The following is a 16,418-nucleotide window of genomic DNA, read 5'->3' as shown; positions in this document are numbered from 1 at the left end:
GCTGCGTCGCATGCACCGGCAGCGGATCTACGGCACATCATCCGTACTCAGTTCTTCTTGATCGTCGAGGTCACGGACTGGATGACTTCGGTCGCCATCTTGAACTGCGCCTCGCGGTCGGTGATGCCATGCCGCTTGGCGATCCAGTCGAAATCGCTGTAGGCGGCGTAAACCGTTCCGTCCGCGGTCTGGTAGACCAGGACGCGAACGGGCCAGTCGAGACCGGCCTCGGGATTGGAGGTGATGAAGGTCGTGCCGAGAGCCGGATTGCCGAACATCACCAGCCGCGACGGCTTGACGTCGTTGCCGGCATTCTTGCCAAGCCTTGCCTGGTCGATGACGCCGAAGAACTTGATGCCCTTCTTGAGAACGTCCTTCTTGATGCGGGCGACGGTTTCGGCGACGGAATAGTCGCTCTTCACGGTGACGACACCGTCCGAGGCGGCGACCGGGAGAATGAGCGCCATCAGCATGGCGCCCCCGGCAATCATGGTTTTCAGGTAGTTGGTCATGTCAGTCTCCTTTGTTTTCCAGGTTGCATGAATCTTGGCTACTACGTTGATATCTTTGTCCAATATCTGAGAGCGCTTCGCGATCGACGACTTGCGATCGTCAGCCGGTTGGCGTCTTCAATGCTCGCGCGACCGCAATTGCCCCGGCGAGGACCGCGGCAAGCACGGCCACACAGGCGGTCCAGCCGACGCGGTCGTAGACCTGTCCGATGACGAAGCTGCCAGCGAGCCCGCCCGCATAGTAGGAGGCTAGGTAGATGCCGCTCGCGGCGGCGCGGTCGCGCGACGCGGTCCGGCTGACATGCCCGGTGGCGATAGCCTGCGCCAGGAAGGTGCCTATGGCGACCAGCGCCATTCCCGCAAGCACCACCGGCAGGCTGCTCACCAGAAGTAGAAGCAATCCCAGGATGGCCAATGCAAGCGTTGCGCCGATCCCGATCCCTGGCCCGAGCCCGGCAGCAACCCGCCCTGCGAGTGGTGTCGTCAGCATCGAGGGCAGGAAGACGAAATAAACCAGCCCCAGCGCCATGGGCGACAGCGACAGCGGCGCGGCGACGAGCTGGAAGTTCACATAGGTGAAGGTGCCTATGAAGACGAAGAGGATCAGGAAGCCGATGGTGAAGCAGGCACGCAACTCGACGTTCATCAACGGGCCCTTCCATGCGGTGCGGGCAGGCTCGTTCTTGGCGTCAGCGCGCATCATTGCCGATGTCTTCTGCAGGGTGAGCCAGACAAGGGCCGCGCCAATCAGATTGAGCGCGGCGAACGTGAGGAAGTTGGTGGAGATGCCAAACGTGTCGGCCACGGCGGCCGACATCAGCCGTCCGAAAAAATTGCTGGCGACATTGCCGGTCACATAGGCAGCAAGAGCACTGGTCGTTTGCCTCGATGAAAAGTGTTCGGCGAGATAGGCCATCGTCAGCGTGAACGCGGTCGACATGCACAATCCCTGGACGACACGCAGCGTGGCGAAGACCACGATGCTGTCGGTCTGCGAAAGCAACGTCGTCGGGATTGCCAGCACCGCAAGGCTGATCCAGATTCCGTTGCGCCGATCGAGGTTTCTGCCGAAAAGCGCCACGGCGATCCCGGCCACAGCCATGCCGAACGTGCTGGCGTTGACGGCAAAACCCATTGTCGCGCGGCTGACGCCGAATTTTATCACCAGCGAAGGCAGGATGGCCTGAGTGGCGAACAGATCGACAAGCGTGAGAAACGCGATCAGGGCAATCAGGCCGAAGCGCCAGCTGTCTGCGGCAACCATGCGGAGCCGCGTCGGTTCGGTGTGTTCAGTGGTAGTCATGACAGGACTCCGTGGCCGCACGTCCCCGGGCGGACCCCCTGAGGACGCGCTTCCGTCGCTGATTCCGGGATCTGTTCACCGCGATGGGCGGCTCACATCATGTGGTCGTCGTGCATCGCAGGAGGCAAGACGTCGGCGGAATAGAGCACTGCGGGAACCTTGCCGTTGTTCTTCCACCAATGGGCGAGCTGGCCGAATTCGGCTGTCACGTCGCCAGCCGGATGTTCGATGCCGACCTTGCAGGTGCTGCGATATTCGGTGATCGAGCCTTCGACGATCAGAATGTTGGCGGGGCGGACATTGTGCTCATGCCACGGCACGACACCGCCCGGCTGAACGACGAGCTTGCGCAGGCGCAGCATATTGCCTTTCCACGCTTCGCCCTTGCTGCTGAGATCGATCGCCGAGAGAACCGTGTCGGTCACGCCGACCGGTTTGCTGGGGTGTTCCTGGATGTCGGTCGTGGCGGCCTGGCCGGCAGGGCAGTCCCCGGCGAAGGCCGGCGCAGCGGAAAATGCAGCGGCTGCGGACAGCAAGCCGATTGCCAACGCAAAGTTGAGTTTCTTGGTAGCCATCTAGTATTTCTCCTTTGTCGGTGCCCAAACGCGGGAGGCGGGGCATGGAATGGAGAGTGATGGGTGCGGCGAACAAAGAGAAATGCTGACTGGCTCTCAATTCGATACCCGAAAACTATGGTCGGACATCACGACGCACGAAAGGCGCACGACAGGTCCTGTCGTGCGGCGCTGGAATTTATTTGATTTGCGTCAGGCAGCGGTGCGGATCGCCTGAGCGAGGGCGCTCTCAGGCCAGCCATGCGCCTTGACGCTGTTGACGAAGGCAGATGCCGCCGGCGAAAACCTGCGCCCCGCCACGACCACCAAAGACACTTCCCGCCAGACCTCGGGGTCGATGACCGGCCTGACCTGCAAGCCAGGGATCACCGCGCTGAACTCCGGAATGAAGCAGATCCCGAGGCCGCCTGAAACCATGTTCTGGATCCAGTCCTCGCGCTCACTCGCATAGGAAATCCTGAGTTTCACGCCACGGTCATTGCACAGGCCGGCGAGGTGATCGCGATACTCGCAGTTCAGTCGCCGCAGATAATTCTCGCCGTCGAGTTCGGAGATGGCGACATTGTCGTTGCGGGCCAACCGATGGCCGTTTGGAAAAGCCAGGACGAAGCGCTCGCGATAAAGCGGCGTGACATCGAACCGTTCCGGAAAACTGTTGCTGGACGCCATGATGGCGACGTCGATTTCGCCGGACTCGAGCAGTTGTGAAAGCGAGGTCGGCACACCTTCCACCAGCTGCAGCTGAATGCCCTGCTGACGCCTGTTGAAATCGGCCAGCAGGCCGGTGAAGCGGCGCGGTCCGAATGGTGCACATGACGCCAACCTTGAGGTTGGCATTTTCCAGGCACAAGAATCTCGACGCCTCCTGTCGCACTCCCGTCAGTTCGTCGAGGATCTGTTGAAACCGGGGTCGCAGCAGCGCGCCCAGGTCGGTCAGGTGAGTGAGGTTTCGCTCGCGGCGGAACAGAAGGCCGCCGACCTCGTCTTCCAGCTGCTGGATGGCGCGCGACAACGCTGGCTGGGTAACGTTGCACTTTTCGCCGGCCCGTGTGAAATTTCGTGTCTCGCACACGGCGAGGAAATAGCGGATGTGATGAATGTCCATGCCGATTGTCCCCGTTGCGTATGGTCCTTTTTTGCTAAACCGAACCTTGCCGCAAACGACATCCTCGTTCCAATGCACCGCCGCTATGAAGTTCATAGCATATCGTCATGGGCTGACGCAGGTTGGCGCCTTTGTAGCTTTGCTGGGACATAGGAGACCATGGCGAACAACTTGAACGCCGTCGCGCTCGGGTCTGATCTGGAAGCGGCGTGACGTTCAGCTGTTGCCGCCGAGCAGATGCATCTTCACGCAGAATTCTGCATGAGGCTTGCTCGGCGCTGCGTCGTTGCATTCCTTCTTCATGGCGCCCTGCTTGTCCGTCGACATAGCGTCCCAGGCTGCTTTGAAGTCGGCATCCGATTTCATCATCTTCATCGCGGCGTCTGTGTAGAAGGCGGCCGACAGGTCGCCGAAGGCGTCAGCCGAAGTCGCTCCGGCAATCGGAGCGAGGGCAATCGCCCCAGGCACGCGATTCGTATTCTCATGACTTGCTCCTTGTGTGCTGAACGCTGTCCGGCGGCCGTCTCGATGCTGGTCCAGGGCAAAATCCCGGAATCTTCGCTTGCCGACTAAATGTTGCGACGCGAGCGGGATGGCAACCAATGCAATCTGCCTATGGAGTTCATGCCACCTTGGCATTTCGCAAGCGGAAGGAGTTGCGACAGTCTTTGCATCAAACGCCCAGTCTGGCGTTTTGGGGATGGAGACTGACACATGCATATCCAGACCGGAACCGAAACCGACCAAGCCGTCATTGCAAGACCTGCAGTCGATGACCGGGGGGTCGTGGACATTGTCCTGGCAAGCGACGCGCACGGCGCCTTCGTTTGGGGCGTCCTCGACCGCTTGCTTGACGACCCCAGCCTTTCCTTCGGCAACATCACCGCGTCCGGCTTCGGTGCAATGGAGGCCGCCGTTCTGGCCTATGGCCTGGCCTTGGGCGGCCGGCGCGGCGCGCGGACGGCGCTCACCAACTTCTGGCGACGCGTCAGCCACGCATCGATTTTTGCCGCCGATGCCGCAAGCCCCCTGAGATCGATCCTGGAACAATCGATCGATATTGCGGTAATCCGCAACAAGGACCGCCCGCTGCAGTTGAGCATCCTGGCCTCCAATGCCCGCACCGATACGGTGAAGATTTTCGCCGGCGATCAGTTGTCGATCGACGCGATCCTGGCGGCCGCCACGATCCCGTTCCTCTTCCCGGCCGTCGAGATCGACGGCGACACCTATTGGGGCGACGGTGGCCTTTCGGCTTCGCCGGCCCTGCCGTTAGATACCGGCCATCTGCTGGTGGTCACCGGCAGGCCGGCACTGTTCATGACGCCGTGCGCGGGTCGCCGCCTCGCCGCCAGCCATTGTGCGATGAAGCCCGCCGCAACCCACGTCATCTTCGACAGCCAATACCGCGCCGGCGCAGCACTGTTCACAAGGCCCTGGACCGACTGGGGTGAACTGACCGACATGCGTGACCGAGGACGCGAACGTGCCGGGGACTGGCTTTTGGCCGATCTTTCCGTGGCGGAGGACCACCCGGCCTTCGACCGCGGAACCTAATAGATCTAGGCGCCTCCCTCCCGCCTGGCCGCGCCTGTTTCGGCCGCTCCCGAATGCAGGTGCCAAGCCCTCCGGTGCCCCCGCCGGAGGGCTTTTTGCGTGCGGCCCCTCAACATAGTGGTCGCGTATCAAATCCATGCCGAGACAGCATTTCAGCTCAGCGGCCTGATCGGGGACACTGCTTGCAGACAGGCCGCAAGGCCAGTCTTTCCCTCGAAACGCAACCAGGAGACACGACTGTGATCAACACCAAGACCCTCATCGGATCGGCCCTCGCTGCCGCCACTTCGCTCGCCGCGACGGCGGCCTATAGCGGCCCCGCTGCCAAGCCCGGCTTCGCCTTTGAGAAATGCTACGGCGTCGTCAAGGCCGGCCAGAACGACTGTCAGACCGCGACGCATTCCTGCGCCGGCACGGCCACCGCCGACAACCAGCCGGATTCATGGCTCTACGTGCCCGCCGGCAGCTGCGCCAAGATTGCCGGCGGCAGCGACAAGCCGAAAGCCTGAACCATCCAGACTCCAAGCCAACCTCTTGAAAGGAGCAGACCGATGTCACGTGTGTTTCAAGCTCTCGCGATCCCCGCAACCGCGGGCATCGGTCTTCGTTCCCCTCATATCGGCGAGATGCTGACCCGAAGGCCTTCCGCAGGCTGGCTCGAGGTTCATGCCGAGAATTACATGGGAGACGGCGCCGGCGTCGAGGAGCTGGAACGACTGCGCCAGACCTATCCGCTGTCGGTGCACGGCGTCGGCCTGTCGCTGGGTAGCGCGCGAGGAGTGGACCCGGATCATCTCGAGCGGTTGCGCAAGGTGTGCGAGCGCTTCCAGCCCGATCTTGTTTCCGAGCACCTCGCCTGGAGTGTCGCCGACGGCGCCTATCTCAACGATCTGCTGCCGCTGCGCTATGATGAAGAGGCGCTGGCGATCGTGGCGCGCAATGTCGCGACCGTCCAGGATACGCTGAAGCGTCAGGTGCTGATCGAAAATCTGTCCGCCTATGTCGCCTTTGCCGACTCTTCGATGAACGAGGCTGAATTCCTGGCCGAACTCGTGGCGCGGACCGGTTGCGGTCTGCTGCTGGACATCAACAACGTCCAGGTCTCGGCACACAATTTGCAATATGACGCCAAAGCCTTCATCGATGCGCTGCCGGCTGAAGCGATCGGCGAAATCCATCTTGCCGGCCATGCGACCAATCAGGTCGGAGCCGACACAGTGCTCATCGACGATCACGGCTCGCGGGTCCCGCCGGTCGTCTGGTCTCTCTATCAGCACGCCATTAGCTGGCTCGGACCCCGCCCCACCCTGATCGAATGGGATACCGATGTCCCGGTTCTCGACGTGTTGCTTGGCGAAGCCATGTGGGCCGACATGCTCACCGCTTCGATCATGTTCAACCGCAAGCAGGCTGCGAGACACGCTGAAACAGCCAAACCCCGACCGATGTCCCTCACGCGCTTCGAAACCGGGGGGACCAGCATGCCAGTGCTGGCAGCATTCGCTGCCGCAAAAGCCGGAGCAACCATACCGGTAGCGTTGACGCCAATGGAAGGAGGATACGATGTTGCCGCTTGAAAACCTGCAGACCACCATGGCACGCTCGGTGCTTGCCATCGAACCAATGGTCTCCGCGAAAATGCTGACCGCCGGCAAGGCCGATCCATTGGCCCGCCTGCGCATCTACCAGAACAACACGCGCAGTTCGCTCACTGCGGTGTTGATGGCGGTCTTTCCCGTCACCGTGCGCCTGGTCGACGAACGCTTCTTCCGTTTCGTGGCGAGCGAATTCATCCGACGCCATCCGCCGGAGGATACGCGGCTGTCGCGCTACGGCGTCGGCTTCCCGCGCTTCCTGAAGACGATCGACACGCTGTCCGACATGCCGATCGTCGCCGAAACGGCGCGGCTCGAATGGGCCATCGCCGAGGCACTCGATACGGCTTCGCTGCCAGCCCGCAGCCTTGCGGACTATGACAAAATCGACCTGGGACCTTCACCCGATATCCTGCTGCAGCCATCGCTCAGGCTGATCGTTTCACACTGGTCGATTCTGTCGGTGTGGACGGCGCACCAGCAGGGCACAACAGTCGATCGGCATTGCACCTGGGCGAGACGTCCCGAACGCGTGGCGTTGTGGCGGACCGGGAACAGCGTCCGCCTAATTCTCCTCGACCGAGCAGACTTCGCCTTCCGGCATTCTCTCAAGCACGGCCTCGGCCTCGAACATGGTGCAAGCCGCGCGCTTGCGCTCGAACCGAACTTCCAACTCGTGTCCGCGCTCGTGCGTCTGTTCGCTGACGGGCTTGTCACAAACGTGCGCATCACCGTGCATTCCCTCTCAAACTGATGGAGACAGTCATGACCGCAATTTCAGATCATCCCTCGACCAGCCCGAGCGGCTTGGTCGGCCTCTGCCGGCGCATCATCAAGCTGCCCGAACGCATTCCATTTTCGCTGATCCAGCTTGCGGCCCGTGTCGCGGTCGGACATGTCTTCTGGCAATCCGCGCAGTCGAAACTGGCATCCTGGCCGGTCACGCTGCAACTGTTTGCCAATGAATACAATCTGCCGTTCATCGATCCGTCGATCGCGGCGCCGCTCGCGACGGCCGCAGAACTCACGGGCTCGGTGTTGATTTTCCTGGGGCTGTTTTCGCGCCTTACGGCGCTGATGCTGCTCGGCGTCGTGTCTGTCATCCAGATCTTCGTTTATCCGGAAAACTGGGCAGAGCACCTGCTGTGGGCGTCGCTGCTGCTGCTTGTGCTGACGCGCGGGGCTGGCGTCTTCTCGCTTGACCATATCGCCGAGCGGACCTTTTCGGCATCGAGAAAATGAACATTTCGATCGAGTGGGAACAGCACGGTGCGCATCTTCATCGTTCACGCCCACCCCGAGCCCAACAGCTTCAATGGCGCCCTGACCAGCGCGGCGCAGGGGGCGTTGTCTGCGGCGGGACACGAGGTCGTTGTTTCCGATCTCTACGCCATGGGCTTCAATCCAGTATCAGATCGCCGCAACTTCACGACCGTGCGCGACGCGACCTACTACCGCCAGCAGGCTGAGGAGGCGAATGCGGCCGCCCACGACGGATTTGCTCCAGACATCCAGGCGGAGATGGACAAGCTTTTCTGGTGCGACGTCTTGATCCTGCAGTTTCCGCTCTGGTGGTTCGGGCTGCCGGCGATCCTCAAGGGCTGGGTTGACCGAGTGTTCGCGTCGGGTGGCAAGATCTATGGTGGCGGCAAATGGTATGATCGCGGCGTCTTCGCGGGAAAGCGCGCGATGTGTTCCGTCACAATCGGCGGACCGCCGCCGATCTATTCGAGCCGAGGACTGAACGGCCCGATCGACGCAATCCTGTTCCCGATCAACCACGGCATGCTCTACTTTGTCGGCTTCACGGTGATCGAGCCGTGCCTTGTGCACACACCAGCGCGCGTCAGCGACGGCGAACGCCGTGCCTGCCTCGATCGTTACCGTGAACGCGTCCTCAGCCTCGCGCATGCCCCCACTATCGCTTATCCGAAGCTCGCGGACTTCGACGAAGCCCATGTCTTGAAATCGGCGTGAGAGAAGCACTGTTCAGCTTACTGGTCCGGACGCCACACGCCGACCGCGGTTCCTGAGCTAGCAGGTTTGCTCTGATGCACCGACGATTTGAGGTCCTGCTCTCGCTGAGAATTTTCAGGCAGCGATCACGTTGCTGTGAAGTTGTAACAGTCGGCCGCCACGGGACGAACAATGGACTGTTACGGCGAGGCCATCCTGGTGACGGGAGCAGGCTTGTCGCCCGTGGCGAGTGTTGGGGATCGAGCTGGAGGAGAAAGCCGATGCTGGAGCGCAACAAGGACAATCAGCCCAATCAGGAAAAACTGGAAGCGCTGCTGGGAAAGATGGTCGGCGATCTCGGCGCCATCACCACAGGAGCGGCGGTACTGCTGGGAGACAGGCTTGGCCTGTTCTCGGCCATGAGCGAGGGCGGCACGATGACAGCCGGCCAGCTCGCCAAAAGGACCGGCACGCAGGAACGGCTGGTCCGCGAATGGCTCTCGGCGCAGGCGGCAGCCGGCTATGTCGAATATGACGAAGCCGGCGACAGCTTCTACCTCAGCCCCGAGCAGGAGCAGGTCTTCGTCAACGAGGACAGCCCGGCCTTCATGGCCGGCGCGTTCGAGGTGGTCTCGACGCTGTGGCTGGATGAGGAGAAGGTCAGGCAGGCCTTCCGCTCCGGCAAGGGGCTCGGCTGGCACGATCACAGCGCTTGCCTGTTCCGCGGCACCGAACGTTTCTTCCGGCCGGGCTACAACGCCAATCTGATCGGCTCCTGGCTGCCGGCGCTCGACGGTGTCGTCGAGAAGCTGGAGCGCGGCATTGACGTCGCCGATGTCGGATGCGGCCACGGCGCCTCGACCGTGCTGATGGCCAAGGCCTTCCCGAACTCGCGCTTCACCGGCTTCGACTATCACGCCCCGTCGATCGAGCGCGCCCGGGCCGCGGCGAAGGAGGCCGGTGTTGCCGGCAACACCAGCTTCGAGGTGGCGCCGGCCAAGGATTTCCCCGGCACCTATGATCTTGTCGCCTTCTTCGACTGCCTGCACGACATGGGCGATCCGGAAGGCGCGGCCAAACATGTGCACAAGGCACTGAAGCCGGACGGCACCTGGATGATCGTCGAGCCCTTCGCCAACGACCAGCTTTCGGCGAACCTCAATCCGGTCGGCCGCATCTACTACGCCGCCTCGACCTTCATCTGCACGCCTGCCTCGCTGTCGCAGGAGGTTGGGCTGGGGCTCGGCGCACAGGCCGGCGAGGCAAGGCTGCGCAAGGTCGTATCCGGCGGCGGGTTCAAGCGGTTCCGCCGCGCCACCGAGACACCGTTCAATATGGTCCTCGAGGCACGCCGTTAAGGTGATGCGCACAAGAAGGCGACCCTCGACGTCAAGGGCTTTTGCAAGGGCGCACTCGTCAAGACCGGAGACCGGACCTTCTGCGTCGTCGGTGAATGGAACGACATGGACAGCCTAGCGGCGGCACGACCGCAGATGATCGGTTTGCTGGATACGATGCGCGGCATGCTGGAGGATCTCGGCGGCGACCTCGGCGTGACCGATCCCGTCTCGGGAACCGTCGTTGCCGACATCGGGTGAAGCGGCGGAGCCAAAAACCGAACGCCGCCGCAACCGAACGTCCGGCAATGCGCCTCGATCTCGGCACACGCAATGTCTACTTTAAGTTAGCGGGCAAGTCGGCCGTCGCAACCGGCCTGAGGCGCGAAGCAGACCCGCCTTTGCGCACGCCGTTCTACGCTGTAGCCTCTCCCTTTTTGAAAACTCTTCACTTCATAGGGCATATGGGCGCAGATCGGACTTGCCAGATCGGAGATGGAGAATGCCAGTTCAGCTGAAGTGAGATACGGACACGAAAACAATTTTCGGCAGCGAAAGTCGCCACCGAAACTACGCTAACGCCGCCGTTTGTATCCCCTACTCCCACTCAATTGTTTTTGACCCAGCTAGGTCATTGATCTAGCTGGGCTTTTTCTTTTTTGCCGCGCCGAAAACCGACGCATGGTCCGTCAAAAAGTCACGCTTTTGATTTTAAAGGGGAATTCGCCGCCAAAAATATTTTGAGGTTTCAGCATCAATCGGAGTCAATCGCGCTTTTCGGTCGACTTCAGGTGCCGATATGTCCTCGCCGCCAGAAACTGAAAAGTACCGTCACGCCTTTGTTGGAGAATCCGTCGATTGCCTCACTTGGCCGCCGACAACACAACATTACAGACAATGCCCTCGAGAGATTTTAGGCTTCACGCTTTCCTCACGATGCAATTTGCAATGGGGAAATTCAAGTCCGCAAGTCTACAAGAGAGCGATGTCATGAGGGGGCACTCGGCCACCACTCGTCCGGTCACGGTGGACCGGATCGGGCGGGCACTTGACCGTGTTGCAGAGATCATCGTTGCGCGCGGTGACCAAGGCGAGGCATGGCTTCCGCTCTATGATTACCTGGAACGGGCGATGCGGGATCTTCAGGCGAAGGAGGAACGCCTCGCCGAAGTGCGCGAGCTTGTCAAACGATTGCGGGCTAAAGCACGCACTTCATAGGTTCTTCTCACCACATCGCCACGATCCCGCGGATCGTCTATGTTCACCAACGCAATAGACATGAAGACCTTCTAGTGATTCATGTTGGCTGGGATCGATCCGCCCTATAAGCTATTGTTTTAATTACCTTTTTTTCGCTCAAAAACCAAATTTGTATCACAATAGGTATCGCAATATGTAGCACATTCTCGGCGAACTAATAGACCGCAGACGAGAGTCGAAGCCAGGACACCATCCTCGCACGATATCGACACCTCGGCGTCCTGCCACCATTCCCCTGCTGGGCTGAACGCACTTCACCCTATACGAAATTGGTGGGTCCGGGAGGATGTATTTAGATCGTTGATTTTATTGAGTTTTTCGTTGGATAAGAATCAGAAGTCTTCCCGTATCGTTCCGTAAGTTCCGCCAGGGTCTCGAATGATCCCGCCTTCCGAAGCGGTTATTTGTCGGACCGCGCGGTCCCGTAGCTCAGTCAAATACTACGACAGGCCCCTAATCTGTATGCCACAGTTTCGATTCCTGCCCGGATCAGCACCGACAGCTCTGCCCCACCTGTCTATTTCCAATAGCCTCATCGCCCACGCCTTCGATGCCATGATGGCGAGCGCCTTCGAGTGTTGAGCCTTCGGTCGAAGTCAGAACCCCGCGTCTGCAGTACTCCATACAGTCGGACGACTTATAGGAATCATCCGGCAGGACTGCGACGCTGACAGCCAGACTGTCATCCGGAGGCAGAGGATCTCGCTCGCAGCAACTAAATTTTCAAGCCGTCCACAACATAGATCCAGATTACCTGAAATTGTACGCGGATTACTATGCCAGATTAAATCCGTGGATACCGTTGTGGCAGGCTGTGGAAAGTGGAACGGTTCTGATCGCCGAGGAAGACTGTCCGGCACGTACGTTCGCGGATACGGAATTCTACAATGACTGGCTCCGTCCGCAGAAAGACATCGAGGCAGCGGTCGGCATAAAAATAGATGGCGGGCCACGGGAAGTCATTCATCTCCCAATGCACTATCCGCTTTCCAAGGCCAGCTCTTACGACCGAGCTGCGGCCGAAGTTCTCACGCGGATACGAAGCAATCTGCGAAGGTCGGTCGATCTTGGACATTTACTCAGGCAAAGAACCGAGGACGCTATGGCGGGGCCGCCTTGGTCGAACGCGCCTGCTGCGCGGCATTCGTCATAGATAGCGACAGACATCTCCGCGATGCGAACCAGCAGGCTGTTGACATGTTTTCCGCAGGTTCCGTGGCTGTACTCCGCCACGGCGGCGTGTGCCTCTCCAATGCTCGCGCCGACAACCTGTTCCGCAATGGGATTGTCGCGCTCTCCAAAGGATCGCTCCCGGACTTGTACCAAATTCCTTTCTGCATCGAAGGACGCAACTGGCAAGTTTCGTTTGCGCCGCTTCCGGCCATGTTGGCTTCCAGCGTCCTAACCCTTTTTTTCACTAGATCGATGGTTCTTGTCCTTATCCGCGATCTGGACGCGCGCCTCCGCCGCCATGGTGATTTGTCGGCATTTGCCCTGCAGTACGGCCTGACCAGAGCCGAAATCATGTTTTGCGAGCGGTTGGCCCAAGGGGATTCGCTTGCCCAGACCGCCGGCGTTCTCGGGATCAAGGTTGAAACCGCACGCGACAGGGTCAAATCGATATTCCACAAGACTGGAACGCATCGACAAGGCCAGCTTGTGGCGATGCTTGGCGTCTCAGTCTAATGCGCCGTGGAGGCTCACAAGCTCGGCGCCTGTGCCAGTTCCACTTGGCACCGTCTACGCAGGCATCGGCGCGGTGGGCTCACTGTTGGCGGGCATGGTCTTGCTGGAGAAAGCAACGACCCCGTTCGGCTTATGCTCGCGGCCGTCACGATCGTCGGTGTCGTTGGACTGAATGTCAGGAACGGTCATGCGTTCCGTTCAGCAGGGCGCTGCGCGGCGATCGGTTGCGCCGCCGGGCCGTGCAAGCCGCGACGGTCATCATCGGCGGCGGCATAGCCGGGCTGATGACCGCGCTGCACTTGGCGCCCGAACCGGTGCTTCTTCTGTCCAGGACGCCCTTGGGTGCTGACGCCTCGAATCGTGCTGCCACTTTCCCGCGCGAGCGCCGGCTCCCCTGCTGATGCTTTTGGCTGTTAACTGTACCTCTTTTTGGATGTTGACGCTTACTCTTCGTTAGCGTTAAGAATGCGCTAATATAAGCGTCGCCTAACACAAGACCTGACCGGGCAATCAGGAAATGGCGACGCCGTAAGGGCTAAAGGGGAACGCAGCGCGGCCAGAATAGTCGTCGCAGCTACCATTGTTTGGCCAAGATCTGTCTGTGGACCGCCATGTTGATAACTGGCCGTTCGAGGACTTATGCGCTGACAATAGACGTCCGTTAGAAACAGTATATCGACCGTTCAACACGTTTAAATGGAGATTAGATAGCCGTCGGATGCGGCACACAAATAGATGATTGGGCATCTGTTTTGTGCTGATGTAGAGTAAAAAGGGGGTGGGGTTTAATGGCTTCTTGTCGGAGCACAGATGCCAACGCAACTGCGACATCGTTTACAAATACTCCGCTAACCGGAGACGGACCCTGCGGTCTTGCCGAAAATACGACCATCTTCATTTCCACGCCGCAGGCCGCTGTTTCTCTCGATCCGTTGAGCAATGATTTCACCGGGATCGGACCTTGCCCTATCGATGATTGGTTTCCAGCCTCGGCCGACACAAAGAGACCCGGGGGCGCCGATTGTAAGGTTTCAGCCGACATCAGGTATTCGGCGGGCTCGCCAGCGTGGGCCTTTGGTGTCGGTACAAATGTCATTGCTTTGAACGCGAACTCATTGGTCCTGGCGCTCGCGCCCGGGATCAACCCGTTTGTTGGCGAAGGCGAACTTGCTTGCACAGCTTCACAATTTTTGAGCGACCCCGCCACAAGCGGCAGGTCGACGTCGGCAGTTCTTGACCGACAAGAACAACGAGCGAAATAGGGGTTAGGACATGGCAACGACCATTGGCACGATCGGCAACGACAATCTGGTCGGCGGTAGCGGAGACGACGTGCTTTTGGGGGGCGCTGGAAGCGATCGCCTGAATGGCGGGTCAGGCGCCGATACACTCGATGGAGGCAGTGGTTTCGATACGGTCTTGGGCGGATCCGGAGCGGACACGCTTATCTATCGAGCGTGGGAAAATCAGTACAAGATTGGCAGCCAATTCTACGGGACCGGGATAACGGCCGGACAAACAGCCTTTTCCGGCTACGACGTCTACGACGGCGGCAACGGCAATGCTGCCAAAGGCACCGCCGAGATCGATACGCTCGTTATCTATCTAAGCAATGACCAACTCGCCAATGCGTCGTTTATGGCGGCGTTTAACGGTGAAATTGCTCAGTTTCGTGCCTTTATTGCCGCAAACTCGAACTCGAATACCGGCCAGGCAGGTCAAGCAGAATTTACATTCACTTCGATCAATCTCAAGGTCTCCGCGATCGAGCAGGTTTCAGTCGGTCTCGATCCAACTTCGCCCGTCGGCTTCAACGATACCAACGCTGCCGACCAGGTGCGCGAGGCCGGCGTTGGCCCAGCGAATGCACTCCTTGGGGGTGACTCCTCGGCGGCAGGTAATGTGCTGACCAACGACACCGATTCCGACGACGGCCAGGCGTCGCTGGTCGTGTCGGCGGTCCGGACAGGTACGGAATCCGGATCAGGAAGTGTTGGCACGGTCGGATCTGCATTGGTGGGCACCTATGGCTCACTGACCTTGAATGCCAACGGCACCTATACCTACGCCCTCAATAATAGCGACGTGGACACCAATGCGCTGGCGAACGGGGTCACCGTCACTGAGGTGTTTACATACACCGTCCGTGACCCGCACGGGCTTACGGATACTGCGCAGCTGACCATCACCGTCACCGGGACCAACGACGGCCCGATCGCCGTCGCCGACACCAATGTTGGCGATGCGGTCACCGAGGCCGGCGTCAACCCCGGCAACACGCCGTTCGCAGACGACGCCTCCGCCATCGGCAACGTCCTGACCAACGACACCGACGTCGACGTTGGCGACAGCAAGACGGTTTCGGCCGTCAACGGCGGCGCCGGCAATGTCGGCTTGGCAGTGGTTGGGACCTACGGCTCGGTCACAATCGGGTCGGATGGCAGCTACACCTATACGCTCAACAATGCCGATGCCGATACCAATGCGCTGGCCCAGGGCGCCACGGCGACGGATCAGTTTACCTACACGGTCAAGGATGCCAATGGGGCCACCTCTTCGACCACGCTCACCATCACCATCACCGGCACCAACGACGGCCCGATCGCCGTCGCCGACACCAATGTTGGCGATGCGGTCACCGAGGCCGGCGTCAACCCCGGCAACACGCCGTTCGCAGGCGACGCCTCCGCCATCGGCAACGTGCTGACCAACGACACCGACGTCGACAGTGGCGACAGCAAGACGGTTTCGGCCGTCAACGGCGGCGCCGGCAATGTCGGCTTGGCAGTGGTTGGGACCTACGGCTCGGTCACCATCGGGTCGAATGGCAGCTACACCTATACGCTCAACAATGCCGATGCCGACACCAATGCACTGGCCCAGGGCGCCACGGCGACGGATCAGTTTACCTACACGGTCAAGGATGCCAATGGGGCTACCTCCTCGACCACGCTCACCATCACCATCACCGGCACCAACGACAGCCCGGTGATCACGACGGCGGTCGGCCAGGATGCCGGCACGGTTGTCGAGGCCGGCAACCTGGACAACGGCACGGTTGTCGCCGGGACGCCGTCGGCGTCGGGCACGCTGACCTCCTCGGATGTCGATCACCTGGCGACGGCGACCTGGAGCGGCGACGCGACGGGCACCTATGGCGCGTTTGCGATCAACCCGACGACGGGCGCCTGGAGCTTCGCGCTCAATCAGGGCGCGGCCGATCATCTGGCCGAGGGCGAGAGCGACACCCAGACGTTCACCGCCACGGTCACCGACGACAAGGGCGCGACGGCAACGCAAACCGTCACCATCACCATCACCGGCACCAACGACAGCCCGGTGATCACGACGGCGGTCGGCCAGGATGCCGGCACGGTTGTCGAGGCCGGCAATCTGGACAACGGCACGGTTGTCGCCGGGACGCCGTCGGCGTCCGGCACGCTGACCTCCTCGGATGTCGACCACGGCGCGACGGCGACCTGGAGCGGCGACGCGACGGGCACCTATGGCGCGTTTGCGATCAACCCGACGA

16 protein-coding genes and 2 pseudogenes are annotated in these 16,418 nt (G+C 60.6%); 12 read left to right on the top strand and 6 right to left on the bottom strand.

Annotated features, from left to right (window positions below; translation table 11 throughout):
• Positions 1-47: 47 nt before the first annotated feature.
• The 5 genes and pseudogenes from AC1D08_RS25035 to AC1D08_RS25015 all read right to left on the bottom strand — a co-directional run bounded on the left by AC1D08_RS25035 (position 48) and on the right by AC1D08_RS25015 (position 4,098).
• Entirely contained in the window at positions 48-512 is a 465-nt protein-coding gene (locus AC1D08_RS25035; protein WP_457152712.1) for a DUF302 domain-containing protein, read from the bottom strand.
• 100 nt (positions 513-612) lie between these two features.
• Positions 613-1,815 (bottom strand): MFS transporter, encoded by a 1,203-nt coding sequence (locus AC1D08_RS25030; protein WP_477303316.1) that lies wholly within the window; start codon positions 1,813-1,815, stop codon positions 613-615.
• 92 nt (positions 1,816-1,907) lie between these two features.
• Complete coding sequence (locus AC1D08_RS25025; RefSeq protein WP_095080322.1) at positions 1,908-2,390, bottom strand: cupin domain-containing protein; 483 nt, start codon at positions 2,388-2,390, stop codon at positions 1,908-1,910.
• A gap of 192 nt (positions 2,391-2,582) precedes the next feature.
• Positions 2,583-3,495: pseudogene (locus AC1D08_RS25020) on the bottom strand (LysR family transcriptional regulator).
• Positions 3,496-3,711: 216 nt separating this feature from the next.
• On the bottom strand, positions 3,712-4,098 hold the full coding sequence (locus tag AC1D08_RS25015) for a hypothetical protein (protein ID WP_457152709.1): 387 nt from the start codon (positions 4,096-4,098) through the stop codon (positions 3,712-3,714).
• Positions 4,099-4,209: 111 nt separating this feature from the next.
• Here AC1D08_RS25015 and AC1D08_RS25010 point away from each other — a divergent pair, with 111 nt between their 5' ends.
• From AC1D08_RS25010 to AC1D08_RS24965, 10 genes are all read left to right on the top strand, one after another.
• The gene (locus tag AC1D08_RS25010; RefSeq protein ID WP_457152708.1) at positions 4,210-5,052 is read left to right on the top strand and encodes a patatin-like phospholipase family protein; all 843 of its coding nucleotides are present in this window, start codon (positions 4,210-4,212) and stop codon (positions 5,050-5,052) included.
• A 239-nt stretch (positions 5,053-5,291) separates the two neighbouring features.
• Entirely contained in the window at positions 5,292-5,561 is a 270-nt protein-coding gene (locus tag AC1D08_RS25005) for a BufA1 family periplasmic bufferin-type metallophore (protein ID WP_095081018.1), read from the top strand.
• Positions 5,562-5,603: 42 nt separating this feature from the next.
• Entirely contained in the window at positions 5,604-6,629 is a 1,026-nt protein-coding gene (gene bufB, locus AC1D08_RS25000; protein WP_477225597.1) for an MNIO family bufferin maturase, read from the top strand.
• Entirely contained in the window at positions 6,616-7,401 is a 786-nt protein-coding gene (locus AC1D08_RS24995) for an HvfC/BufC family peptide modification chaperone (RefSeq protein WP_457154912.1), read from the top strand. The genes bufB and AC1D08_RS24995 overlap by 14 nt, the downstream gene beginning before the upstream one ends.
• An 11-nt stretch (positions 7,402-7,412) precedes the next feature.
• The gene (locus AC1D08_RS24990; protein WP_457154911.1) at positions 7,413-7,889 is read left to right on the top strand and encodes a DoxX family protein; all 477 of its coding nucleotides are present in this window, start codon (positions 7,413-7,415) and stop codon (positions 7,887-7,889) included.
• A gap of 27 nt (positions 7,890-7,916) precedes the next feature.
• On the top strand, positions 7,917-8,624 hold the full coding sequence (locus AC1D08_RS24985) for an NAD(P)H-dependent oxidoreductase (RefSeq protein WP_477424292.1): 708 nt from the start codon (positions 7,917-7,919) through the stop codon (positions 8,622-8,624).
• A gap of 260 nt (positions 8,625-8,884) precedes the next feature.
• On the top strand, positions 8,885-9,961 hold the full coding sequence (locus tag AC1D08_RS24980; protein ID WP_477225593.1) for a class I SAM-dependent methyltransferase: 1,077 nt from the start codon (positions 8,885-8,887) through the stop codon (positions 9,959-9,961).
• A gap of 105 nt (positions 9,962-10,066) precedes the next feature.
• The gene (locus tag AC1D08_RS24975) at positions 10,067-10,201 is read left to right on the top strand and encodes a hypothetical protein (protein WP_457155254.1); all 135 of its coding nucleotides are present in this window, start codon (positions 10,067-10,069) and stop codon (positions 10,199-10,201) included.
• 606 nt (positions 10,202-10,807) lie between these two features.
• A complete protein-coding gene (locus AC1D08_RS24970) occupies positions 10,808-11,158 on the top strand; it encodes a hypothetical protein (protein WP_457154508.1) in 351 nt (116 codons plus the stop codon).
• Between the two features lie 1,158 nt (positions 11,159-12,316).
• Positions 12,317-12,886 carry a helix-turn-helix transcriptional regulator gene (locus AC1D08_RS24965; protein ID WP_457154509.1) on the top strand — a complete coding sequence of 190 codons (570 nt, stop codon included), beginning with the start codon at positions 12,317-12,319 and terminating at the stop codon, positions 12,884-12,886.
• Positions 12,887-12,940: 54 nt separating this feature from the next.
• On the opposite strand, the gene AC1D08_RS24960 is transcribed toward AC1D08_RS24965, so the two are convergent.
• Complete coding sequence (locus AC1D08_RS24960) at positions 12,941-13,075, bottom strand: hypothetical protein (protein ID WP_457154510.1); 135 nt, start codon at positions 13,073-13,075, stop codon at positions 12,941-12,943.
• Positions 13,076-13,110: 35 nt separating this feature from the next.
• Between AC1D08_RS24960 and AC1D08_RS24955 the strand changes: the two are divergent.
• Positions 13,111-13,245 (top strand): annotated as a pseudogene (locus AC1D08_RS24955) (FAD-dependent oxidoreductase); the annotation flags it as partial.
• Between the two features lie 913 nt (positions 13,246-14,158).
• Positions 14,159-16,418 (top strand): beta strand repeat-containing protein (locus AC1D08_RS24950; protein WP_477424289.1); only part of this gene is annotated, 2,260 nt, incomplete at its 3' end.

The sequence above is a fragment of the Mesorhizobium sp. P2_E6 genome, assembly GCF_056403835.1.
Note: the sequence above shows the minus strand (reverse complement) of the source record. Positions and strands in the feature narration are given on the sequence as shown.